The sequence below is a fragment of the Pseudomonas segetis genome, assembly GCF_900188155.1.
Lineage (GTDB): Bacteria > Pseudomonadota > Gammaproteobacteria > Pseudomonadales > Pseudomonadaceae > Aquipseudomonas > Aquipseudomonas segetis.
The window spans coordinates 56745-79501 of record NZ_FZOG01000009.1 but is presented as its reverse complement, the minus strand read 5'-3'; the positions used below and the strand labels follow the sequence as shown (position 1 = coordinate 79501).

At 56.4% G+C, this 22757-nt stretch carries 19 protein-coding genes; 7 read left to right on the top strand and 12 right to left on the bottom strand.

The window, feature by feature from the left end; translation table 11 throughout:
* The first annotated feature begins 202 nt into the window (after positions 1–202).
* Together CHB79_RS20795 and CHB79_RS20790 are read left to right on the top strand one after the other, a co-directional pair.
* On the top strand, positions 203–1507 hold the full coding sequence (locus tag CHB79_RS20795) for an MFS transporter (RefSeq protein ID WP_089361300.1): 1305 nt from the start codon (positions 203–205) through the stop codon (positions 1505–1507).
* Positions 1508–2056: 549 nt separating this feature from the next.
* Positions 2057–3097: a GlxA family transcriptional regulator gene (locus CHB79_RS20790; protein ID WP_089361299.1), complete on the top strand. Its 1041-nt coding sequence runs from the start codon at positions 2057–2059 to the stop codon at positions 3095–3097.
* An 11-nt stretch (positions 3098–3108) separates the two neighbouring features.
* On the opposite strand, the gene CHB79_RS20785 is transcribed toward CHB79_RS20790, so the two are convergent.
* Complete coding sequence (locus CHB79_RS20785; protein WP_089361298.1) at positions 3109–3852, bottom strand: MauE/DoxX family redox-associated membrane protein; 744 nt, start codon at positions 3850–3852, stop codon at positions 3109–3111.
* Positions 3853–4036: 184 nt separating this feature from the next.
* The gene (locus CHB79_RS20780; protein WP_089361297.1) at positions 4037–4951 is read right to left on the bottom strand and encodes a LysR family transcriptional regulator; all 915 of its coding nucleotides are present in this window, start codon (positions 4949–4951) and stop codon (positions 4037–4039) included.
* A gap of 168 nt (positions 4952–5119) precedes the next feature.
* Between CHB79_RS20780 and CHB79_RS20775 the strand changes: the two genes are divergently transcribed.
* The 3 genes from CHB79_RS20775 to CHB79_RS20765 are packed head-to-tail and all read left to right on the top strand — an operon-like array spanning position 5120 to position 7380.
* Entirely contained in the window at positions 5120–6463 is a 1344-nt protein-coding gene (locus tag CHB79_RS20775) for a nucleobase:cation symporter-2 family protein (protein ID WP_089361296.1), read from the top strand.
* Between the two features lie 60 nt (positions 6464–6523).
* Complete coding sequence (locus CHB79_RS20770) at positions 6524–7024, top strand: nucleoside deaminase (protein ID WP_010485450.1); 501 nt, start codon at positions 6524–6526, stop codon at positions 7022–7024.
* Positions 7021–7380, top strand: a complete 360-nt coding sequence (locus CHB79_RS20765) for a hydroxyisourate hydrolase (protein WP_089361295.1) — start codon at positions 7021–7023, stop codon at positions 7378–7380. The genes CHB79_RS20770 and CHB79_RS20765 overlap by 4 nt, the downstream gene beginning before the upstream one ends.
* A gap of 20 nt (positions 7381–7400) precedes the next feature.
* On the opposite strand, the gene CHB79_RS20760 is transcribed toward CHB79_RS20765, so the two are convergent.
* The 7 genes from CHB79_RS20760 to urtA form a co-directional block, all read right to left on the bottom strand.
* Entirely contained in the window at positions 7401–7748 is a 348-nt protein-coding gene (locus CHB79_RS20760; protein ID WP_089361294.1) for an FmdB family zinc ribbon protein, read from the bottom strand.
* 121 nt (positions 7749–7869) lie between these two features.
* Positions 7870–9099: a formamidase gene (gene fmdA / locus CHB79_RS20755; protein ID WP_089361293.1), complete on the bottom strand. Its 1230-nt coding sequence runs from the start codon at positions 9097–9099 to the stop codon at positions 7870–7872.
* 210 nt (positions 9100–9309) lie between these two features.
* Positions 9310–9999, bottom strand: coding sequence for an urea ABC transporter ATP-binding subunit UrtE (gene urtE, locus CHB79_RS20750; RefSeq protein WP_010485441.1), 690 nt, complete (start codon positions 9997–9999; stop codon positions 9310–9312).
* A gap of 86 nt (positions 10000–10085) precedes the next feature.
* Positions 10086–10847 carry an urea ABC transporter ATP-binding protein UrtD gene (gene urtD, locus CHB79_RS20745; protein WP_089361292.1) on the bottom strand — a complete coding sequence of 254 codons (762 nt, stop codon included), beginning with the start codon at positions 10845–10847 and terminating at the stop codon, positions 10086–10088.
* Entirely contained in the window at positions 10844–12025 is a 1182-nt protein-coding gene (gene urtC, locus CHB79_RS20740; protein ID WP_089361291.1) for an urea ABC transporter permease subunit UrtC, read from the bottom strand. Before urtC ends, urtD begins: the two co-directional genes overlap by 4 nt.
* Positions 12026–12125: 100 nt before the next feature.
* Positions 12126–13046, bottom strand: a complete 921-nt coding sequence (gene urtB, locus CHB79_RS20735) for an urea ABC transporter permease subunit UrtB (protein WP_010485437.1) — start codon at positions 13044–13046, stop codon at positions 12126–12128.
* A gap of 112 nt (positions 13047–13158) precedes the next feature.
* Entirely contained in the window at positions 13159–14373 is a 1215-nt protein-coding gene (gene urtA / locus CHB79_RS20730) for an urea ABC transporter substrate-binding protein (protein ID WP_425439618.1), read from the bottom strand.
* 341 nt (positions 14374–14714) lie between these two features.
* Between urtA and CHB79_RS20725 the strand changes: the two genes are divergently transcribed.
* Positions 14715–18113, top strand: a complete 3399-nt coding sequence (locus tag CHB79_RS20725) for an ATP-binding protein (protein ID WP_089361290.1) — start codon at positions 14715–14717, stop codon at positions 18111–18113.
* Positions 18088–18777: a response regulator gene (locus CHB79_RS20720; RefSeq protein ID WP_010485432.1), complete on the top strand. Its 690-nt coding sequence runs from the start codon at positions 18088–18090 to the stop codon at positions 18775–18777. The genes CHB79_RS20725 and CHB79_RS20720 overlap by 26 nt, the downstream gene beginning before the upstream one ends.
* A 28-nt stretch (positions 18778–18805) precedes the next feature.
* On the opposite strand, the gene CHB79_RS20715 is transcribed toward CHB79_RS20720, so the two are convergent.
* The 3 genes from CHB79_RS20715 to CHB79_RS20705 form a co-directional block, all read right to left on the bottom strand.
* Positions 18806–19987: a M20 aminoacylase family protein gene (locus CHB79_RS20715; RefSeq protein WP_089361289.1), complete on the bottom strand. Its 1182-nt coding sequence runs from the start codon at positions 19985–19987 to the stop codon at positions 18806–18808.
* A complete protein-coding gene (locus CHB79_RS20710) occupies positions 19987–21279 on the bottom strand; it encodes an MFS transporter (RefSeq protein WP_010485428.1) in 1293 nt (430 codons plus the stop codon). Before CHB79_RS20710 ends, CHB79_RS20715 begins: the two co-directional genes overlap by 1 nt.
* 391 nt (positions 21280–21670) lie before the next feature.
* Positions 21671–22582 (bottom strand): LysR family transcriptional regulator, encoded by a 912-nt coding sequence (locus CHB79_RS20705; protein WP_089361288.1) that lies wholly within the window; start codon positions 22580–22582, stop codon positions 21671–21673.
* Positions 22583–22757: the final 175 nt, after the last annotated feature.

The window sequence follows — 22757 nt, the reverse complement described above, 5'->3', positions numbered from 1 at the left end:
ATGTGAGCAGTCACCACTATTGGCGACGAATGCTGCACGAAAGACACAGCTAACCTGAGCCCTCTTCCGGCTCTAAACCGGCAGCCTAGACGTCGTGTATGGGTAGTTTTTTGGCGAAAGGAGTACCCCTGCTCAAACCATGGGGTGGGTATTTTGAAAGTTGACTTGCATAAGCTGGCAACGAACAAAAACAAGGTAATCCATGACAAGCCATGAACAGATAACAGGCGCACGACTTGTAGACATCGCGACCTTGAAGAAGGTAATCGCAGCCTCTGCAATCGGGAACTTTGTCGAGTGGTTCGACTTCGCGGTCTATGGATTTCTCGCTGTTACTATCGCCAGTCTCTTCTTTCCTGCCGGCAACGCAGCATTAGCATTACTGCAAACATTTGCTGTCTTTGCGGTGTCCTTTGCACTACGCCCGCTCGGTGGCATTTTCTTCGGAACCCTTGGCGACAAGATCGGCAGAAAGCGTGTTTTAGCAATTACAGTTCTTATGATGGCTGGCGCAACAGCGATGATAGGCCTATTACCCACCTATGCCGCCATAGGCATATATGCGCCAGTGCTTTTGGCACTCGCAAGGTGTGCGCAAGGCTTCTCCGCAGGTGGTGAGTATGCAGGTGCATGCGCCTATGTAATAGAACATGCGCCAGTGGAGCAAAAGCCCAGGTACGGGAGTTTTATTCCGGTCTCTACCTTCATTGCGTTCGCCTTGGCTGCAGCATTGGTTTATGGCCTTAATTTTTTCGTATCTGAAGCCGACATGAGCCAGTGGGGATGGCGTATCCCGTTCCTGGTCGCAGCGCCACTAGGCCTAATTGGTTTATACATGCGCTTGCATCTAGATGAATCCCCAGCGTTTAAAGCATTAAAATCACAGCCTGTAGCAGAGCATTCACCATTAAAAGACACCTTTAAAAACCATTGGCAGAGCATTACTTGCCTAATGGCTTTTATTTCCGCTACCGCGCTTTCTTTCTATATGTTCACAACCTACTTAAGCACTTACATGCAAGTTGTAGGGGGTGCTAGTCGATCAACCGCATTGCTCGCGGTATTTTCTGCCCTTATCTTTGCTGCTTGCCTGTGCCCGTTTGTTGGTCGGTACTCGGATTATGTCGGGCGCAGAAAAACGATCATGACCGCCTGTGTTTGCCTTATCGGCTCGGTGTATCCGGCGTTTGCAATGGCGGCTTCTGGACAGTTGGTTTACTTGATCCTAGGGGCTTCGCTGCTTGCAATCGGGGCGGTGATATGCGGCGTGGTCACAGCGGTTCTCTTATCCGAACAATTTCCAACCCAAGTCAGATATACCGCATCAGCCTTCACATACAACATGGCCTACACGGTGTTCGGTGGAACGGCGCCCCTGGTTGCCACATGGCTGATTGCAGAGACGGGCAACCAAATGGCGCCTGCCTATTATTTAATCGTTATTGCTCTGCTCGCCCTTATCGGTGGCCTCGCGCTGCCTGAGACCTCAAAAAAACCACTCAATTAATGGTCCAGCACAGGTTGCGCATCTGTGTATGCGTCTCACTGGGACTTAAGCCCTGTACCTTGGCGTTAGCTACCCATGCACCGCTGCAGGACGACATTGCCCCTGTCGACCCGGGAAGGTTTCGAGCAAGGGGAACAAGCCCGTTGATAAAGCGCAGATGCCAAGGCAGGCTCTTTGCGGCGTGACGGATCTCCCCGCGCATCTGATCACAAGCCAAGCCCGACTCGCCTAGGCAAAAACACCACACCAGGGTTTATTACCGAAACTCGACAAACCAACATTTGTCGAGCACCTGGCTTTTTCTGTGCAGCGAAAAATATCCGTTACAAAGCGGAAAAGTGGGGATAAGGTGCCTGTCAGTGACAAATAGCATTAGCTGTTGAGGGCGAGCGTAGGTGGGCGTGCGCCTTTACGCCAGGGCGACTCAAACCTACCGACTGCTGGAGTGATTGCACTGCTATTTTCGTAGGCGGTACAGATCAATATGATTATCCGCACCATCAATACCGCTCCGACCAAGCTGTACAGCAATTATTGAGTAGCAAAATAATGAGATCGTCGTTCGAGAGCGTCCTGAAAGATAAAAACCGTTTGCACCTCAACGGCTTGATCGATGACGCTCGGGAGAAGGCGGTACAACGCGTTGCATTTTTGTTGCTCGATCATTTCTCGATGATGGCGTTTACCGGTGCGGTGGATGCGCTCGTCACGGCTAACCTGATGAGTACGGCTCCACTTTATGAAATATTGGTGGTCGGGAGTAAAGACCTGGTCGTCAGCGACCTTGGTATCTCGATCTCAGTAGATTGCAGCTTAGGTGACTTGGATGAACGTCAACAAAGCCTCATCCTGGTCTGCGGTGGATTTCGTGTTGCATTACAGGCACAACAGGGTATCAGGACCAAGTTACGCTCAGCCGATTCTGCCGGGGTAACGCTTGGCGGCCTTTGGAATGGGTCGTATTTTATTGCTGAGGCAGGCCTCCTGGATGGATACGACTGCGCCTTTCATCCCGACGGCCGGGCCATGATGGCTGAGCTTTTCCCTAAAGTTCAGCTTTCAAAACACTCATTGGTGTTGGATCGCAACAGGATAGGCTGCGCAGGCGCTAACAGCTCATTGGACATGATGCTCGAATTCGTCAAGCTTGAGCATGGCGACAGCTTAGTCCATGCAATAGAGGAAGTACTCAGCTGCGATAAGACCAAAGAAACCCTGGATATTTCGGCACTGACGCTAGACAACAACCTGACCTTGCCACAACCGCTCAAACTGGCTCTGGAGTTGATGCACAATAATATTGAAGAGCCCCTGACGATTGATGAAATCGTCGCTCATGTGAGTATGTCCAGACGTCAACTTGAGCGCCTGTTCTGTCGCCATGTCAATGTTACGCCACCCCGCTATTACCTTGAGCTGCGCTTAACCCATGCTCGCCAGTTGCTCCAGCAAACCAACAGGTCGCTCGCCGATATCGCAGTGGCAAGCGGATTTATCAGCATTTCTCATTTCCGCCGATGCTTCCGCGAGTTTTTCGATATTTCCCCAGGGCGTTTTCGCACGGGTGTGCACAAGACACGGGGCACATAGGCGGGACGTGCCTAATGCGCGATCAGCATCCATAGCCCCATGCCGACCATCATCAGGTTCTCGGTCAGGGATATAAACCCCAGCGGGACATTGCTGTCACCACCGACACAGGCACACTTGAGCTCGCGCTTTTCAACATAAACCGCCTTGAACACGGAATAGGCGCCGATAGTGCCGATAAAGAGTGCCAAGGGAGCAGACAGCCAAACCAGCGAGCCGCTGATCATCAGCACACCTGCAATCAGCTCTGCAAAGGGATACGCATAGGCATACCGAACCACCCGCTGCGCCAGCAAGTCATAGCCCAGAAACATGGTGGTAAAGCTCTCAAGGTCGCGTAGCTTGAGTGAAGCCAGCATGCACATGCTGAATGCCACGAACCACTCCACAGCCTGGAGCTTGAACAGGCTAGCAAAGGCCAGCCAGCTGGCAGCCAAAGCCATGAGCGCAGCCGTGACGAATACGGCGATAACTGGTTGGTAAGTCACCTCGTCCGGATCGCTAACCGGTTTGCCCAGCTGTCTTCTCAAGGCATCGAAACCGCCAATGCGCTCACCGTTGATAAAGATCTGCGGGGTGGTCTCGACCCCGTGTTTATCCATAAATGCATCGGTTGCTTGCCGCGTACGAAGCCAGTTGTCTTCGACTTCGAATCCTTCTCTCTTGAGTAGGTCAAGGGCTTTTAGCCCGAACGGACACAGGTGCTCATCCATGACCATTCGATAAATGGTTGCCTGTTTGTGGGGGTTACTCATGCCTGAATCTCCTTGCGCCTTGAAGCTTTCGCATGCATCGCGGCCTGATGGATGAGGCAAACACCTGTGCCAGCATGATGCTAAAAAGCCAGTGGGTGTATGAGATTCTGAGAATGGCCGCAGGCTAAAGTTCAGTGGTTAGTCGATTGCAGGGCCTGGCAATCGCCCAGCAACCACGGATGCTCTACAGCGTGGTTGACTGGCCGTTGCGATCCAGTTCAAACACCTTGCTCTGCATCAAACGCTGTTTAAGCCAGCGCTCGGCCTTGCCTCGGCGTAGCTGGCGCGGCCATACCAGATCGACACCTACCAACCAGTCGGTGTGCGGGTATGCAGCCAGTTGTAACTCGACCAATTCACCATTGTTCAATTCACGCAGGATAAGCTGGCGCGGCAAGGTGGCCCACCCTAATCCGGCGCGCACCATTTCCATCACCGCCATGTAGCTTTCGGCCTGCCACATTTGCGTGGAACGCAGGTATTCCGTACTTGGTAGTTTGTCGGCGTGGGCACTGAATGCCAGCCGACGATGGGCATGCAACTCGGCAAAGCTGACTTGCTTGTGCCGGGCCAGCGGGTGATTCCTATGAGTGACATGCACCATGATCAATTTGCCCAGCTGCATAAACTCAAGATCACGGGGATAGTCAGGTTGCGAAAATGCCACGCCAAGGGCGGCATCACCCTTGAGCAATATCTGGCGGACATCGCCATCCACAGGATGACGGACAATCAGGTCGACCGAAGGAAACTGTTGCTCGAACTCAACAAGAACCGGCATCACCGTGGTGTAAGGCACTTCAATGGCCAGCGTCAAGCAGGGTTCCACATCCTCGGCCATGCCGTCGGCGTGGCTTTCCAGCGCCAGGCAACGCTCGATCACGGCCTCAGCTTGCAACAGCATTTTCTGGCCAGCGGGAGTCAAGGTCGGAATTCGACTTGAACGATCAAACAAGGCGACGCCCAAATCGGTTTCCAGATTGGCTATTGCAGCACTCACGGTTGACTGGGTACGCCCCATTTTACGTGCAGCCGCAGAGAATGAACCCGCTTGCACTACGAGGCTGAAAACCTGTAGCTGATCCAGTGAAAAACGCATGGCATCGTCCAACTAACCCATCGGTAATAACGATGGTTATTCATTTGTTCCATCGAGATCAAGCGGGGAAGATCAACTTCGCCAGCACAGAGTCACTAATTGGTCGAAGAACCGATAGCGTGCCCGGCCCTTATAAAAATAAAGCTGCCCTCTTCAGGAGACACGCTAATGAAAGCCACACGAGTCCATCCGGTCGATGAGGTTCTGCCCATCCGCCAATTGTTCACCTTTGGTTTGCAGCATGTTCTGGTGATGTATGCCGGGGCTGTGGCCGTTCCACTGATTTTGGGTAGCGCATTGGGGCTGACCTCGGCCCAAGTAATATTGCTGATCAACGCCAACTTGCTGACCTCAGGCGTGGCGACCCTGATCCAGACAATCGGCTTCTGGAAATTTGGCGCCCGCCTGCCGCTGATCCAAGGCTGCTCATTTATTGCGCTGGCCCCTATGATCATGATTGGCAAGGAGTACGGCCTCAGCCAGATATTCGGCGCAGTTATCGCGGCTGGCGCGATCACCATTTTTCTTGCTCCAATCTTCAGCCGCCTGCTGCGCTTTTTCCCGCCGGTGGTGATTGGCAGCCTGATTACCATCATTGGCATCTCGCTGATGCCGGCCGCCGCCATCTGGCTGGGCGGTGGCAACCCTGCTGCCGAGGACTTTGGCGCGCCTGCCAACCTGTTGCTTGGCTTGGTGACGGTCGCCATTACCCTGGTTGTGTACGCCAAGTTTTCCGGGTTCGTCGGCAACCTGAGCGTGTTGATCGGCCTGATTCTGGGCAGCCTGGTTGCAGCGGCTTTCGGTATGACCAACTTTAACCGCGTGGGCGAGGCGGCCTGGTTCGAGCTGAGTCCACCCATGGCTTTCGGCGCGCCAGAATTCTCGCTGATGCCGATTCTGATCATGACCTTGGCAATGCTGGTGATCATGGCTGAAACCACCGGCAACTGCCTGGCCATCGGCAAGCTGACCGGCAAACCGACCACTCAGCGGACCTTGGCCAACGCCTTTCGCGCCGACGGCCTATCAACCATGCTTGGCGGCCTGTTCAATAGTTTTCCCTACAACGCCTTTACCCAAAATACCGGTTTGATCGCCCTGTCCAACGTCAAGAGTCGCTTCGTGGTCGCGGCGGCGGGCGCAATCATGGTGCTCATGGGCCTGTTCCCCAAGCTCGGCGCACTGATCGCCGCAGTACCGACTCCAGTGCTGGGCGGCTGCGCCATCGTGATGTTCGGCATGACCACGGTAGCCGGCATCCAGGAGCTTTCGCGGGTCAAGTTCGAGGGCACGCGCAACGCAATTATCGTGGCGGTATCCGTGAGTGTTGGCGTGCTGCCGATGTCATTCCCAGCCTTGTTCGAACATGCCGGTGGCACCCTGAAACTGATTTTGGAAAGCGGCATTTTCCTGGGTGCAATCACCGCGATTGTTCTCAATCTATTGCTCAACGGCAATCCGCACAGTGAGCACGAAGCAGTACTCGATACCCAACCCGAGCCAAGCAAGTAAGCCCAGCTTCCTCTTGCACCTGGCCAAGAGGAAGCCCCAACCATCACGACAGGAATCGCTATGACTAGCTCGACCAACCCCAATGTTTCCACGCTCGACCTGGACCTGCTGAGTCAATCGATCCAGCTTTCCGAAGAATCCAAGCAGCGTGGTCGTCATCCTTTCGCGGCTCTGGTCGCAGACCAGCATGGCAATGTCATTGCCCGAGCCGGTAACAATTCGATGCCGCCTGAAGGCGACCCGACCCAACACGCAGAGCTGGCTGCAGCGGCCATGGCGGCCAGGCTGCTGAGCCCTGATGAATTGGCCAAATGTACGTTGTACACCAGCGCCGAGCCCTGCTGCATGTGTTCCGGCGCCATCTATTGGACAGGTATCGGCCGAGTGGTATATGCCCTTTCCGAGCACGCATTACTGAGCCTGACCGGCGACCATCCGGAAAACCCGACTTTCTCCTTGCCGTGTCGTGAAGTCTTTGCCCGCGGCCAGCGCCAGGTTGAGGTATTGGGGCCGATGCTGGAAGAAGAAGCGGCCAAGCCACACCAGGGATTTTGGCAATGAATGCTGGCATCTCCATCCATGTGGTTGATGTCGCAACGGGCAAGGTCGCCGAAGGATTGACCGTAAGCGTCGAGCGTCTAAAAGACGGGAACCGGGAACTGACCTGCGCAGGCCAGATCGCTGCCAATGGCCTGTTCGCTGAGCTGGCGGATCACAGCGAAATGTTCGAGCCAGGCCAGTACGAGGTCTGTCTGGACGTAGCGGATTTCTACCGGGCGCAGGGCATCCAGCTACCGCAGGTGCCTTTTCTGGATGTGCTGGTCTATCGCTTCGGGCTGGACGATCCCCAGCAGCATTACCACTTGCCTTTTAAGCTCACGGCCTGGGGATTGTCTTGCTTTCGCGGTGGCGCTTGAACGCCTGTACTGGCTGAAATTCAATGGCTGATCATCCAGGGCCGCCCCGCAGGCTTGCCTTTCATGGCATGGGGGTTGGCCTTGGTTGGCGCCAGTGGCTTGTTCGGCGTGCAGCAACCACAGCCCTTTGGGTGCTTGCGGCTTTGCTTGTATTCATCAAGGGTTTGCGGGGCATTGGCGCTGCGTTCATTGGCCGCAATGGCGCGACGCTGAGTGCCGGGCATGGTTGCCAGGCCTGGCGCACTGAGAATCACCCGTTTGCTTATGGCTCCGCAGTATGGGCAATCACAGGGTTGATCACGCTCGGCCATGGGTCGCAACATGGTGAAATCGCCGCAACCGACGCAGTCATATTCATAAATTGGCATGCACGACTCCTGAATACTCAGTGTTCACCTCCCTGACAAGCCTGGCCGCCGTCCAAAGCGCCAGACCTGCCAGGGGGGAGAACTCGTTTGCCGGGTCGACACCGGCTTGTTGATCGATGGTTTAAAGATCCGGCGCAATTGGCAGATCGATGCTGCCGTCAAGGAACCTGGTCGGGCCGTTGGCGTTCGGGTTGATATCGAAGTCGAAGATTTCTGTCGGCAGCCACAGGGTGGCGCAGGCGTTTGGTACATCGACAATCCCACTGATATGCCCCTGCACCGGCGCCGAACCAAGCAGCGCATAACCTTGCGCAGGTGAATAACCGAACTTGGTCAGGTAGTTGATGGCATTCAAGCACGCCTGCTTGTAGGCGATGTTGACGTCGAGGTAGTGCTGCTTGCCTTCTTCATCAACCGAGATGCCTTCGAAAATCAGGTAGTTGTTGTAGTTCGGCACAACCGGGCTTGGCTTGAACACCGGGTTCTTGATGCCGTACTTGGCCATGCCACCCTTGATCAGCTCGACCTTCATGTGCACCCAGCCGGCCATTTCGATGGCACCGCAAAAGGTAATTTCACCATCGCCTTGACTGAAATGCAGATCGCCGACCGACAAACCAGCGCCATCGACATAAACCGGAAAGAATATCTTGGAGCCACGGGACAGGTCCTTGATATCGCAGTTACCACCATGTTCGCGCGGCGGCACAGTGCGCGCACCAGTCAGCGCGGCCAGGTCACGCGCCTCGCCTTTCATCTTGCCCATATGCGCAGTGGGCGCCATTGGCGGGTTGGCCAGCGCCGGTACGCGGTGCGGGTCGGTATCAATCAACTCCTGCTCGCGCTTGTTCCAGTCGGCCAACATCTTGTGGTCCGGCAAGCAACCGATCAGGCCAGGGTGAATCAAGCCCGCGAAGTTCACACCCGGGATATGTCGCGAGCTGGTGAACATGCCTTTGAAATCCCAGATGGCTTTCTGCGCCATTGGGAAGTGGTCGGTAAGAAAGCCGCCGCCATTGTTCTTGGAGAAGAAGCCATTGAAGCCCCACATGGACTCAGCCTTGGCGCCAATGTCGAGCAAATCAACCACCAGCAAATCACCGGGTTCGGCACCGTGCACGCCGACCGGACCCGACAGGTAATGCACGGTGGACAAGTCAACATCACGCACGTCGCTGGCATCGTCATTATTCTTGATCGCGCCAGCAGTCCAGTCATAGGTTTCCAGGATGAAATCGTCGCCCGGTTTAACCCAGCAGGCCATTGGGATATCCGGATGCCAGCGGTTATGAATTTGCTCGTTCTCGGTGGCTGGCTGGTTGAGGTCGACCTTGATGAGTGTTTCGGTCATGACAGAACTCCTGGGACCATTGATAGGGTTTAGCGCTAAAACGCCTGACACGGAGCTAGTCTTAAACGTCGACGAAAATGACGAAATACGCTGAATGACGTATGGGCAAAACCCGCACTGCGCCGGGCTTCAAGGGCAAAACCAGGCCACGCAGAAAAGCCGGCACAACATAGCTGTGCCGGCACGACGATCGACCGCGGAGTTCAGTGGTTAAACCGACAAATACCGGCTGATGGTTGCCTCGTCGACCTTGTCGCGGGTTTCCTCGATCACAAACTTGCCCTTTTCTATCACCAGGAACCGATCGGCAACTTCCAGGGTGAACGACAGCACTTGCTCGGACACCACTATGGTCAGGTCACGCAAATTGCGAATCTCCTTGAGCTTGTGGGCGATGTCCTTGATGATCGATGGCTGAATGCCTTCTGTCGGTTCATCGAGCAACAGTACCTTGGGATTTGTTGCCAGCGCGCGGGCAATTGCGAGCTGTTGCTGCTGCCCTCCTGAAAGATTGCCACCCTTGCGCGAACGCATCTCGTGCAGCACCGGGAACAGTGCATAAAGGTCGTCGGGCACCTTGCCCTTGGCCGAGGCTGGCAGACCGGTCTGGATGTTCTCCAGGACGGTCATGTGCGAGAAGATCATCCGCCCCTGCGGCACATAGGCAATGCCTCGCTCGACTCGCTGATGGGTTTCCAGCCTGGACACATCCTGGCCGTCGATACTGATCTGCCCACCCCACTGCGGCAGCACGCCCATCAGGCTCTTGAACAATGTGGTCTTGCCCATGCCATTACGCCCCATGACGGCAACAATTTCCTTCTTCGCCACGTCCAGGCTAAGTTCATGAAGGATTTGGCTCTGGCCGTAACCAGACACCAGGTTACTGATTGTGAACATGGCTATCCCCTGTAACGCTCAACTGTCCAACGCAAGGCGTGGCCAGCCGATGCTCGATTGTCTTGGTCGATAATTTGGTCCGGCACTCAATGGCCGAGGTACACCTCGATTACTTTCGGATTGCTCTGCACCGCTTCCATGCTGCCCTCGGCCAGTACCTTGCCCTGGTGCAGCACAGTGACGCGGTTAGCGATGCTTTTGACGAACTCCATGTCATGCTCGATCACCAGCACCGAGCGCCCTTGGCTGATGCGATTGAGCAGTTGTGCGGTCTGCACCCGCTCGCTGACGCTCATTCCGGCAACCGGCTCGTCGAGCATCAGCAGCGCGGGGTCCTGCATCAGCAACATGCCGATCTCCAACCACTGCTTTTGGCCGTGAGAGAGCAGGTCGGCCTGCTTATCGAGAAAGTCACTGAGGAAGATTTCAGCGGCGACCTCCTCGACCCGTGCGACCACTTGCGCGGTGCGCTTGAAGAACAGCGCGCTGAAGACATTGCGGCCCTTGGGATATGACATCTCCAGGTTCTCGAACACCGTCAGGTTTTCGTAGATCGACGGATTCTGAAACTTGCGCCCGACCCCGGCGCGGACGATGTCGTACTCGCGCATTTTGGTCAGTTCGCGACCATCAAACTCAATGCTGCCAGCGGTTGACTTGGTTTTGCCGCAGATCAAGTCAAGCACCGTGGTTTTACCAGCGCCGTTCGGCCCGATCACCACATGCACCTCGTTGCGATCGACATAGAGGTTCAGGTCGTTGACCGCCTTGAAACCATCAAAAGATACTGTCAGCCCCTCAACGGCCAGTACCGGCTTGGCAGCCTGAAATCCTGCTGGGCTATTCATGGCGTGGTCTCCAGTTCACGAACGGGTTGCACTGCAGCGGCCTTACTTGCCATCCGCACCTTGGGTTCTGGGCGACCAAACAGCTTGTTGCCCAGCGACGACCGGGAAAGCCATCGACGCCCATGGCTTTCCCACAAGCCGGCAATGCCGTTGGGGAAATACATGACCACGACAATAAACAGCCCGCCCATCAGGTACAGCCACAGTTCGGGGAAGCTTTCGGAGAAGTAGGTCTTGCCGAAGCTCACCAGCAAGGTTCCGTACACCGCCCCCAGCAACGACATGCGTCCGCCAACAGCGGCGAAGATGACCATCTCGATCGACGGCACGATGCCGACAAAGCTCGGCGACATAAAGCCAACCTGCAGAGCAAACATCGCCCCACCGATCGCCGAAAAAGCCGCTGCCACGCAGAACACGAAGATCTTGAAACTGGCCACGTCATAGCCGGAGAAGCGCACACGCTCTTCTTTATCGCGCATGGCCATCAACAGTCGACCGAGTTTCGAAGTCAGGATAAAACGCCCCAGCAATACGCAGCCGAGCAGCAAGAAGGCATTGACGAAGTAGAGGATGACCTTGGAGCTGTCGGGACGAATATCCCAGCCAAGCAAGGTCTTCAGGTCGGTGATACCGTTGACCCCTCCCGTCAGGCCTTGCTGACCGATGATAAGAATGGTCAGGATCGCGGCAATGGCCTGGGTCACGATAGAAAAGTAAACATCGCCAACCCGCCGCTTGAACATGGCGATGCCAATGATCAAGGCCAGTAGCGTCGGCACTGCAATCACCGCCAGCAGGGTGAAGCTGAAGCTGTGGAAGGGTTGCCACATCATCGGCAGTTCGGTGATCTGGTTCCAATCCATAAAATCCGGAATACCAGGCGTTGACTGGATCTTGGTGCTCTCGGGATCTGACGCCTCAAGCTTGAGGAACATCGCCATGCAGTAGCCACCCAGCCCGAAGAAGATGCCCTGGCCAAGACTTAGAATGCCGCCATAACCCCAGCAAAGCACCAGCCCCACGGCCACGAATGCGTAGGTCAGGTATTTGCCGACCATATTCAGGCGAAAAGTGTCCAGCATCAGCGGGAACACCAGCAGAATCAATGCGGCCAGCACCAGCAGGCCAATGGCCCCCTGCTTGCCACCCAGCAGGCTTTCATATGCATTTTTCATGGACGGCTCCTACGGCTCTGCATCACGCCTGCACTGACCCTGCGGATCACTGCAAGCTCCTGCGCCAGCGCACTGGCGCCTTTCAAAAGCGACATCTGCATCACTTGCGCACCTTGATCGAGAACAACCCTTGCGGGCGCAGCATCAGGATCAAGATGACCGCAGACAAGGTCAGCACCTTGGCCATTGAGCCGGACAGGAAGAACTCCATGATCGACTGTGCTTGAGCAATGGTGAACGCCGAGGCGATGGTCCCGACGAGGCTGGCTGCGCCGCCGAAAACCACAGTGAGGAAGGTGTCGACAATGTACAGCGAACCGGCGGTTGGGCCAGTCGAGCCGATAGTGGTAAACGCCGCGCCAGCCACACCAGCCACGCCGCAACCCAGGGCGAAAGTCATGCGGTCGACTTTTTTGGTGTTGATGCCAACTGCCCGGCTCATTACCCGGTTCTGCATGGTCGCTCGCACCTGCAAGCCCCAGCGCGAGCGGTACAACATGATGAAAATGGTGGCGGTCAACAGCACCGTCAGCCCCATCACGAACAAGCCGTTCTTAGGAATATCGATAGCTGCCGAAGGCGCCCAGGACCCCATGATCCATTCCGGCATTTCTGCGCCAACTTCACGCGCACCGAAAATCGAACGAAACGCCTGCTGCATCACCAGCGACAAGCCCCAGGTGGCAAGCAAGGTGTCCAGCGGTCGGTGATAAAGCTTGCTGATCATCAACCATTCGACCAGCCAGCCCAGCGCTCCGGCAATCAGGAACGAAGCCACAATGGCGAAGAAAAAATAATACGGCTGCAGCGCCGGGAAGTATTGCAAGGTGACTGATGAAATCACGTAAGTGGTGTAGGCCCCAACGGTCAGGAACTCGCCATGAGCCATGTTGATCACGCCCATCTGGCCGAAGATAATCGCCAAGCCCAGGGCCATGAGCAGCAGTACGCAGAATACCGACAGGCCGTTAAAGCCTTGCATCACGGCAATCGCGCCGAATTCGGAGAGTGATACGTCCATCTGGAAGGCTCCCGCGGGTAGACAATTAAACAGGGAGATAAACCTTCGCCCGACAATCGCTGCGGGCAAAGGCGGCGGCGATGGCGCCAACCGCCATCGCCGCGCTTGCGACTTACTGGTAGCCTTTCGGGAATGGGTTCGGCTCGATCAGCTCGGACTCATGAACCACCTTGAAGGTACCGTCAGCCTGGATCTCGGCGATGCGCGCCTTGCTCCACAAGTGATGGTTGTCATGGACTTTCACGTAGCCTTCAGGAGCGGTGGTCAACTCAATGCCCGGGGAGGCCGCGACCACTTTGTCGACGTCGAAACTACCGGCTTTCTCAACCGCCGCCTTCCACAACCATGGGCCAAGGTAACCCGCCTGGGTCACGTCGCCGATGACCGAATCCTTGCCGTACTTGGCTTTGAATTCCTCAACAAATTTCTTGTTGTTGGGGTTATCCAGGGTCTGGAAGTACTTCATAGACGAATAGAAACCCTTCATGTTTTCACCGCCGATACCGAGCATTTCATCCTCGGTTACCGAGATGGTCAGCAGGGTTTGTTTGTCGGAGGTGATGCCTGCGGCTTTCAATTGCTTGTAGAAGGCCACGTTGGAGCCACCGACGACTGCGGCGAACACCACATCAGGTTTTTTCAGCTTGATCTTGTTGGTCAGCGAGCCGAACTGGGTATTGCCCAGCGGGTAGTACTCTTCGCCGACGACCTTGCCGCCGAGCACGTTTTCAATGTGCTTGCGGGCAATTTTCATCGAGGTGCGCGGCCAGATGTAGTCGGAGCCGAGCAGATAGAAGGTCTTGGCGCCTTTCTCTTTGGCGATCCAGTCAAGGCTCGCAAGGATCTGCTGGGTAGCTTCCTGGCCGGTGTAGATCACGTTCTTCGATTGTTCCAAACCTTCATAGAAGGTCGGGTAGTAAAGCAGGCCGTTGTCTTTTTCGAAGATCGGCAATACGGCTTTACGCGATGCCGAAGTCCAGCAACCGAAGACAGCGGCAACCTTGTCGCTTTCAAGGAGTTTCTTGGCTTTCTCGGCAAAGGTTGGCCAGTCTGAAGCGCCGTCTTCCTGGATGACTTTGATTTGCCGGCCCAAGATACCGCCCGAGGCGTTGATCTGGTCAATCGCCAGGCGCTCTGCCTGGATAGAGCCGGTTTCCGAGATTGCCATGGTGCCAGTTGCCGAATGCAATTGGCCGACGGTTACTGTGGTATCGGTCACCGCCAAGCCGGTGGTGTTGGCGTCATCCGCCATGGCGGTTTGGCCGAGCACGCTCGCGGCCAGCAATGAAAGCGCCGCAGCCCCCAGGGTCAGGCGCCGGGGAAGCATTCGTTTCGCACCCGTCAGTCTTAAGTCCATGGTCTTGCTCCTCGTTGTGGTGTTGCCGCACCGGCTCGCCTTGCGGGTACCGGGTCGGGTTGCAACAAGCATGCGGTTCGGGGAGCAGTGGCGGTATACGCAGCTTGACGTAAGCGCATACGTCGTCTGACGTACAGGCAAACGCCCCGCACTGGTGCAAGATCACGCCTGGAAAGCGGTCAGATAGAAGCTCGCGCGCGTGGGCTGGCCCTTGCAGGCCCGGGGCATGCTTGTTGCAAGCCCTCATCTGCTCCAGCTGGCAACAGTACAGACCGCACAACCTTCGCACAGCTACTCAAGGAAACCGCGTCGTGCAACCAACCGGCACCCAGCGCATCGTCAAGATTCGCCGCGACTACAACACTTGGGTCGCTGACGAAACCATGGAGGACTACGCGCTCCGCTTTACCCCGAAGTCATTCCGCAAATGGTCGGAACTGCGCATTGCCAACACGGCGCTGAGTGCCGTGTCTTTCCTCGCGCTGGAAGCCATAGGTGGAGCGCTTGCCATCAGCTACGGCTTTACCAATACCCTTTGGGCGGTGCTGGCGGTGGCACTGGTGATTTTCCTGACCGGCTTGCCCATCAGCTACTACGCTGCCCGCTATGGTGTCGACATGGACCTGCTGACCCGTGGCGCGGGCTTTGGCTATATCGGTTCGACCATTACCTCGCTGATCTATGCCAGCTTTACCTTTTTGTTCTTTGCCCTGGAAGCGGCAATCATGGCGCTGGCCCTGGAGCTGTATTTCAAGATCCCGCTGGCGTTGGCATATGTCATCTGTTCGATCATCGTCATTCCTTTGGTGGCTTACGGCGTCACCCTGATCAACCGCCTGCAGATGTGGTCTCAACCTTTGTGGCTGTTGTTGTTGCTGGTGCCTTACCTCTTTGTGATGTGGAAAAACCCGGATGCCTTCAGCGACCTCACCAGCTTTGGCGGCCGGGTCGGCGAGGGCGGCACCTTCAACCTGCTGTATTTCGGCGCGGCCTGCACGGTGACGCTGTCGCTTGTCACCCAGATTGGCGAGCAGGTCGACTACCTGCGCTTTCTCCCAGAACAAACCAAGGCCAACCGCAAGCGCTGGTGGGCAGCCTTGATCATGGCCGGGCCCGGCTGGATCATTCCAGGCGCACTGAAAATGCTCGCGGGCGCATTTCTCGCGTTTCTCGCGCTGCAGCATGAAATCCCCATCGAACGCGCCGCCGAACCCACGCAGATGTACCTGGTCGCGTTCAATTACGTGTTCAGCTCACCTGAGTGGGCGCTTGGGGCCATGGTGTTGTTCGTCATCATTTCGCAGATCAAGATCAACATGACCAATGCCTACGCCGGCTCCCTGGCTTGGTCGAATTTCTTCGCGCGTGTCACTCATAGTCATCCTGGCCGGGTCGTCTGGCTGGTGTTCAACGTTGCCATCGCACTGATGCTGATGGAGCTCGGCGTATTCGATGCCATCCAGCAGGTGCTGGGCCTCTACGCCAATATTGCCATCGCATGGATAGGCGCCCTGGTGGCTGATCTAGTCATCAACAAACCGCTTGGGCTTTCGCCCAAGGGGATTGAGTTCAAGCGCGCCCACCTGTACGACATCAATCCGGTTGGGGTCGGTGCCATGCTGATTGCCTCGTTACTGTCGGGGCTGGCCTACGCCGGTCTGTTTGGTGCCATGGCGCAAGCCGCCTCGCCCATGGTTGCGCTGGGCAGTGCCTGCATCTTTGCCCCGCTGATTGCCTGGCTCACCCAGGGCCGCTACTACATCGCTCGCTCCAGCGTGCCGCAACTGCTCTACCCTAGCGGGCCACAGGCAACCTCGGAATGCGGCCTGTGCAACAATGCTTTCGAGGCGCCAGACATGGCGTTCTGCCCGGCTTACAGCACGCCGATTTGCTCACTGTGCTGCTCGCTGGATGCACGCTGCGCCGATGCCTGCAAACCGCAGGCGCGCCTCAGTGAACAGATGGATGACTTTGCCCGCTGGCTCTTGCCCAAAGGCTCGATTCCACGCCTGCACAGCCGGCTTGCGCAATACCTTGGGCTGCTGACGGTTCTGGTCCTGGTATTGAGCGGCGCCCTGGCACTGATCTACGGGCAGATTTCCCATGGCCTGGTACCCCATTCGCCACAAATGCTGGAAACCCTGTACCAGACTTTTCTCAAGGCCTTGCTAACGCTTTCATTGTTCGCGGCGATTCTGGCCTGGTGGGTGGTGCTGACCCGCGAAAGTCGTCATGTCGCGCAAAAGGAATCAGACCGGCAAACCTTGTTGCTAATGCAGGAAATCGAAGCACACCGGCGTACCGACGAGGAGCTGCAAAAGGCCAAGGAAGCCAGTGAAGCCGCCAACGCTGCCAAGAGCCGCTATGTCACCGGTTTATCCCACGAGCTGCGCACGCCACTCAACAGCATTCTCGGCTATACCCAGATACTGCAACGCGATGGCGCCATGCCCAGCCAGCATAAAGATGCGCTTGGCACCATTTTTCGCAGTGGCTCGCACCTGTTGTCGTTGATTGATGGCTTGCTTGATGTGGCCAAGATTGAGGCTGGCAAGCTCAACCTTGAGCTTTCGGAAATCCCTTTTCCTGAATTCATTCATCAACTTGAACGCATGTTTACCCCCCAAGCCGAGGAAAAGGGCCTGCGCTTTCGCCTGCACACCACAGGGCGCATGCCAAGTGTCGTACGTGGTGATGAGAAGCGGGTGCGGCAGATACTGATCAACCTGCTGGGTAACGCCGTGCGTTTCACCGACAGCGGCGAAGTCTGCCTGCGCGTCAGCTACCTGCGCGAGACGGCAAATTTCGAGATTATCGACACCGGCATCGGCATTGCCCCCGAACAGATCGAACGGATTTTCCAGCCATTCGAACGTGGTGACTTGATGCGCCAAGACAACGGCGTAGGACTTGGCCTGACCATTACCCGCATGCTCACATCGTTGATGGGCGGTGAATTGTCAGTGCGCAGCGAACTCGACCGAGGCACCAGCTTTCAGGTCCGCCTGTTCCTTTCCGAAGTTCGCGTGCCCCAGGCGGTGGTGCATGTGGAGCACGACATCATCGGCTATCAAGGCCCGCGCCGACTGATTCTGGTGGTCGATGACCATATCGAGCATCGCCGCGTGCTGGCTGGCATGCTCGAACCGCTGGGCTTCCACATCGCCCAGGCTGGCAGCGGTCACGAAGCGATTCGCCAAGTCGCACTGCTGCATCCGGACCTGATTTTCATGGACCTGTCGATGCCGCAGATGGATGGCTGGGAAACCAGCCGCCTGATCCGCCGAAATGCGCTGTCGCAGGCGCCAATCATCGTACTGTCCGCCAACGCATTTGCCGATGATCGAGAGCGCAGTGTAACCAGTGCCTGCAACGATTACCTGGCCAAGCCGGTGCATACACCGCAGCTACTGGAGCGCATCCAGAAGCAACTGGACCTGCAGTGGCTTCATCGCGCCAGCAGTTCGCATGCCCCCAAAACCAAACCGTCACGCTTGCCGACAGCCAGCGACCTGGAGGCACTGCATGAGCTGGCAGCGCTCGGCTATGTGCGTGGCCTACAGGAAAAACTCGATGATATTGATCGTCAGTCACCCGAGTTCATCGGCTTCACCGCGCCCTTGCGGCTGCTGGTGAAAAACTTTCGGCTCGACGAACTCACCCGCCAACTCAAGGAGGCCGACCATGAACGCGCTGACATCACCCCATGAACATCTGGCCGCCACACGCGGGGTAATCCTGATTGTGGACGACACCCCGGATAACCTGGCCCTGCTTTCCGATGCACTGGATGATGCGGGCTATATGGTGCTGGTGGCGCTCGACGGTCTCAGCGCTCTGTCACGTATCCAGCGCCGACGCCCGGACCTGATCCTGCTAGATGCCATGATGCCCGGCCTTGATGGCTTTGAAACCTGCAGGCGGATAAAAGCCGAGGCGCAGACGGCAGATATTCCGGTGCTGTTCATGACTGCACTGACCGACAGCGAGCACGTAATAGAGGGTTTTGCTGCAGGCGGCATCGACTACGTCACCAAACCTATTCACCCCGAACAGGTGATCGCCCGTGTCGCCTCACACCTGCGCACTGCGCAAATCCTCAAGTCTGCCCGGGAGGCCGCTGCCCCACGGGATATCAGCCTGAGCAATGAGACGGCTTACGAAACCCTGTCTGCGCGATTTTCCCTGACCGAGCGCGAAGTCGAGGTACTCAGTTGGGTCGCCTGCGGCAAGACCAACCGCGACATCGGCGACATCCTTGGCCTATCGCCGCGCACGGTGAACAAACACCTGGAACACGTCTACGTCAAACTCGGCGTGGAAACGCGCACGGCGGCAGCCGCCGTGGCGATTTCAGCCAATGTGGGACGCTAGACAACCCAAACTCCAGGCGTCCAAACAGCTACGCCAGATAATGCTCGGCTAACTTGACCCAGCACTGTGCGCCCAGTTCGATCAGTTCGTCGTTGAAGTCGTAATGCGGGTTGTGCACCGAACAGCCATGAAACTCGCCGGTGCCGTTGCCCAGCATGAAATAACAGCCTGGACGCTCTTCCAGCATGTAGGCAAAGTCTTCGGTGCCCATGACTTTCTTCGGCATCTTCGATAGCAACTGCCCTTCAGCGAAAAGCGGGCTGAGGCTCTGGCGCAGGATTTCGGTTTCCCGCTCATGATTGACCAGCGCTGGCGCCAGTTGCACCATGCTCAGGTCAATCTTTACGCCAAAGGTCTGCTCATGGCCTTTGACGATTTCAGTCAGGCGATTATTGATTTTCTGCTGGGTTTCACTGGTATCGGTACGCACGCTGATCAGCATCGAGGCTTCATCGGGAATGATGTTGTAGACCGTGCCTGCCTGCACTGAACCGATGCTGATCACCGCATATTCCTCCACTGCCAACACCCGCGACTTGATGGTCTGGATGGCATTGATCAGGCTGGCCAGGACAGGCACGGGATCGATGGTCAATTCCGGCATGGCACCATGACCGCCCTTGCCGGTGATGTTGATCTTGACCCGTTCGGAGGACGCCATGGTTGGCCCGGCCTGCACCACGCAAGTTCCCACAGGAATACCGGGCATATTGTGCAAGGCAAATACCGCATCGCAGGGGAATCGCTCAAACAATCCATCGTCGATCATGGCTTTGGCGCCTGCAAGGCCTTCTTCATCGGGCTGGAAGATCAGGTTGAGCGTCCCATTGAACTGACGCGTGGCCGCGAGCTGAGCGGCGGCGGCAAGCAGGATAGTGGTATGCCCGTCATGGCCACAGGCATGCATACGCCCGGGCACACGGCTTGCGTGCGCGAACTGGTTTTTCTCATCCATGGGCAGCGCATCCATGTCACCCCGAATGCCCAGGGTGCGACTGCCATCTCCATTACGCAAAACGCCAACCAGGCCATGCCCCCCGATATTACGATGTACCTCGTAGCCCCAGCTCTCAAGCATTTCGGCAACCAGCGCAGCGGTGTGAGGCGTATCGCCTCCTAGCTCGGGGGCTGCGTGGATCTGGCGGCGGATATCGATGAAAGATGCAGTGTCTGGCGTTGCAGACGTCTTGTGCAGGGCATGCATATTCATTACTCACGTCCTTTATGTTCTGGGTAGTATTTGAGGCAAATCAAACTGACGACACCACCGGCCACCAGGTAGAACGCCGGAGCCATTGGGCTGTCGAAAGCAGCCGTCAGGGATGCTGCAATCAGCGGTGAAAAACCACCGAACAACGTCACCCCAAAGCTATAGCTGACCGAGGTTCCAAGGGCTCGGTTCTCCTTGGAAAACCCTTCCATGATCAGCGAGAAAAATGCGCCGGCACCCACACAGCTAGGTAATACCAAAGCGGCGACCACCAGCATGGCCACATAGAGTTGGGTGGTATGGCCCAGCACATAGAAAGCCGGGATCACCAGCACCACCGGCAGCGCAACCGTCCAGCCCAGCAGTGATTTACGCAGTTGATAGCGATCGGCGAAGCGCCCGGCCAACGGCGTGATAATCGCCATGCAACCGCCTGCCAGGCAGCCGATGGCCATGGCACTGCTCTGCGGATAATTCAATGCAGTGATCAAGTAGGTCGGCATGTAGAACACGAACAAGTACATGCCGATTGTGGCGCTGGCCATCAGCCCGATACCCAAGGCTATGCGCTGCCACAAGGCTGCAAAGCCGTCAGCTGCTGGTGCCGGGGCCTGATCATCATGGGTTTCAGGCAAGCGGGTGCGGATGTACCAGCCGACCGGGCCGATCAACAAGCCAAAGATGAAAGGAATGCGCCAGCCCCAGCTTTCGAGCGCCGAAGTATCCAATACTTGGCTCAGGGTAAAACCGAACCCTGCACCGAGCAAAGCAGCATAACCTTGGCTGGCCGCTTGCCAACTGACCATGTGGCAACGCCGGGAAGTGTGGGCGGACTCCATCAGGAACACGGACGCAGTGCCGATTTCACCCCCCGCCGATATGCCCTGAATCAAGCGCCCGCAGACCAGCATCACTGTGGCGAAAAGCCCGATCTGTTGATAGGTCGGCGCAAAGGCGATCAGCGCAGTGCCCAGGGTCATCAGGCCGATAGTCAGGCTCAAGGCCGACTTGCGCCCTTTGCGATCGGCAAACCGGCCAATCAACACCGCACCGACCGGGCGCATCAGGAACCCCACGCCAAATGTCGTAAGCGACAACAATAGCGAGGCCACTGCCGACTCGGACGGGAAGAAGTGCTTGCCGATTAATACCGCAAAGAAGCTGTAGATCGTGAAGTCGTACATCTCCAGCGCGTTACCGAGCGAACACGCAATCACCGCTTTTCTCTCGCGCTGGCGTGCCGGTGCAGCCGGACTGTCGACACCCGTGACTGATAGTGTTTGCGCTTGCATAAGTGCCTATCTCCATCACCGTAGTTGTTGTGAAATCACTATCTGGTAAACGGAAAAACAATACACATGCACATTCGGCCAGGGATTAGCTTTTAGTTAACTTGCTCGGGCAAAAAGGCTCTAGCTTGCTGCATTGCGGCGCATAATACGCACAAGGCAAGGCCCGCGCCCCAAGTTGGCCCAGCGCTCGACAGGCTTGCGCCGCGGAATCGGTTTCCATCCTTCACGCTACCCAGCCGTTAATGAGTCATATAAACCCAGCTGACAAGTGCCAGGCAAAATTCAATTAACTGTTTGGCATAGCATGAACAAATTAACAATCAGTTCTTCACAAAATGTTCAGGGTCCTGGAGCCGATTCAGCCTAGAAGGACAACAGTTGCCTCTGTCAGTCAGCCTTGGGGATTGGCGAACAAGCGTGCCTTCAGCTCATGGAATAGCTCTTCTGCGGGCGCAGTGAGGCTATGGCGGTCGATGCACACCAGATTGACCGGGTAATCCGGAACCAATTCCTGGATGTCCACATGGGCCAGTTCCTCACCCTGCGGATAACGTTTGAAATCCCTAATGGCCAGTTCGCTGATCGTCATCAGCGCGTCATCATGCTTGATCAGGCTCAGCGCCAGCATGATTGAGGTGCACTCGATGGCGCTCTGCGGGCGGCGTATATCATTGACCTCAAACAACTGGTGAAACTGCGATGCAGGCTCGTCCAATTCATCCAGGCTAATCCAGTTTGCATACTGCAAGGAGCGCAGGGAGCGCGAGAACTTGTGCAGATTGCTTTTATGGCAAACCACCAGGCCTTTGATGCTGCCCAGCGCTTCCCAGTCCAGGTTCAGGCGAGTTAATGGTTGCTGGGAGGTGATGGCAAAATCCAGCGAGCCATCGCGCAGACGCTGCAGAATCTGGTTGGGGCGCAGGTCGGTAATGCTGATGGTCAAGCGCGGGAACTTGCGGCGCATCGTCAAAATGGCTTCATCCAGGCCTTCGAGCATGGCCGTCAGGGACGTCACCCCGATTGCAATGTGCCCGACCGTTGCATCTTGAATATGTGCGGCATCGACCTGTAGCCGTCGAATGCTTTCCACCACCAGATTGGCATGGCGGATAATCCGCCGCCCTTCTTCGGTCAGCGACATCCCCTTGTAGGAACGTTGCAACAGGTTGAATCCCAGCTCTCGCTCCAACTCCTTAATTGAGCGACTCAGGGCAGGTTGAGTGATATGCATGACCTTGGACGCTTCCTGGATACTTCCAGACTGGTGAATTGCCACCAGCGCCCTGAGTTGATGAAGCTTCATCCTGTTCATACTCCCACCTAAACCAGCGCAGGAATTAACCATAGGCACAGGGCAAAAGTAAACGACTATGAGTTCAGGATTGACTTAACAGCATGATGGCCAAAGCGCAGCCTGGGGCGAGGCGACGGGCCTAACACCAAGGCTTTTATAATCCAAACACTCGCCATGAGTAGTT

Excerpts from the sequence above, each read along its gene's own strand:
- urtC (WP_089361291.1), bottom strand. The coding sequence starts at position 12,025 with ATGAAAAATGCATATGAAAGCCTGCTGGGTGGCAAGCAGGGGGCCATT.
- CHB79_RS20760 (WP_089361294.1), bottom strand. The coding sequence starts at position 7,748 with ATGCCAATTTATGAATATGACTGCGTCGGTTGCGGCGATTTCACCATG.
- CHB79_RS20785 (WP_089361298.1), bottom strand. The coding sequence starts at position 3,852 with ATGAGTAACCCCCACAAACAGGCAACCATTTATCGAATGGTCATGGAT.
- CHB79_RS20775 (WP_089361296.1), top strand. The coding sequence starts at position 5,120 with ATGAAAGCCACACGAGTCCATCCGGTCGATGAGGTTCTGCCCATCCGC.
- urtD (WP_089361292.1), bottom strand. The coding sequence starts at position 10,847 with ATGAATAGCCCAGCAGGATTTCAGGCTGCCAAGCCGGTACTGGCCGTT.
- CHB79_RS20780 (WP_089361297.1), bottom strand. The coding sequence starts at position 4,951 with ATGCGTTTTTCACTGGATCAGCTACAGGTTTTCAGCCTCGTAGTGCAA.
- CHB79_RS20770 (WP_010485450.1), top strand. The coding sequence starts at position 6,524 with ATGACTAGCTCGACCAACCCCAATGTTTCCACGCTCGACCTGGACCTG.
- urtA (WP_425439618.1), bottom strand. The coding sequence starts at position 14,373 with ATGCTTCCCCGGCGCCTGACCCTGGGGGCTGCGGCGCTTTCATTGCTG.
- fmdA (WP_089361293.1), bottom strand. The coding sequence starts at position 9,099 with ATGACCGAAACACTCATCAAGGTCGACCTCAACCAGCCAGCCACCGAG.
- urtB (WP_010485437.1), bottom strand. The coding sequence starts at position 13,046 with ATGGACGTATCACTCTCCGAATTCGGCGCGATTGCCGTGATGCAAGGC.
- CHB79_RS20715 (WP_089361289.1), bottom strand. The coding sequence starts at position 19,987 with ATGAATATGCATGCCCTGCACAAGACGTCTGCAACGCCAGACACTGCA.
- CHB79_RS20790 (WP_089361299.1), top strand. The coding sequence starts at position 2,057 with ATGAGATCGTCGTTCGAGAGCGTCCTGAAAGATAAAAACCGTTTGCAC.
- CHB79_RS20795 (WP_089361300.1), top strand. The coding sequence starts at position 203 with ATGACAAGCCATGAACAGATAACAGGCGCACGACTTGTAGACATCGCG.
- CHB79_RS20705 (WP_089361288.1), bottom strand. The coding sequence starts at position 22,582 with ATGAAGCTTCATCAACTCAGGGCGCTGGTGGCAATTCACCAGTCTGGA.
- CHB79_RS20720 (WP_010485432.1), top strand. The coding sequence starts at position 18,088 with ATGAACGCGCTGACATCACCCCATGAACATCTGGCCGCCACACGCGGG.
- CHB79_RS20710 (WP_010485428.1), bottom strand. The coding sequence starts at position 21,279 with ATGCAAGCGCAAACACTATCAGTCACGGGTGTCGACAGTCCGGCTGCA.
- CHB79_RS20765 (WP_089361295.1), top strand. The coding sequence starts at position 7,021 with ATGAATGCTGGCATCTCCATCCATGTGGTTGATGTCGCAACGGGCAAG.
- urtE (WP_010485441.1), bottom strand. The coding sequence starts at position 9,999 with ATGTTCACAATCAGTAACCTGGTGTCTGGTTACGGCCAGAGCCAAATC.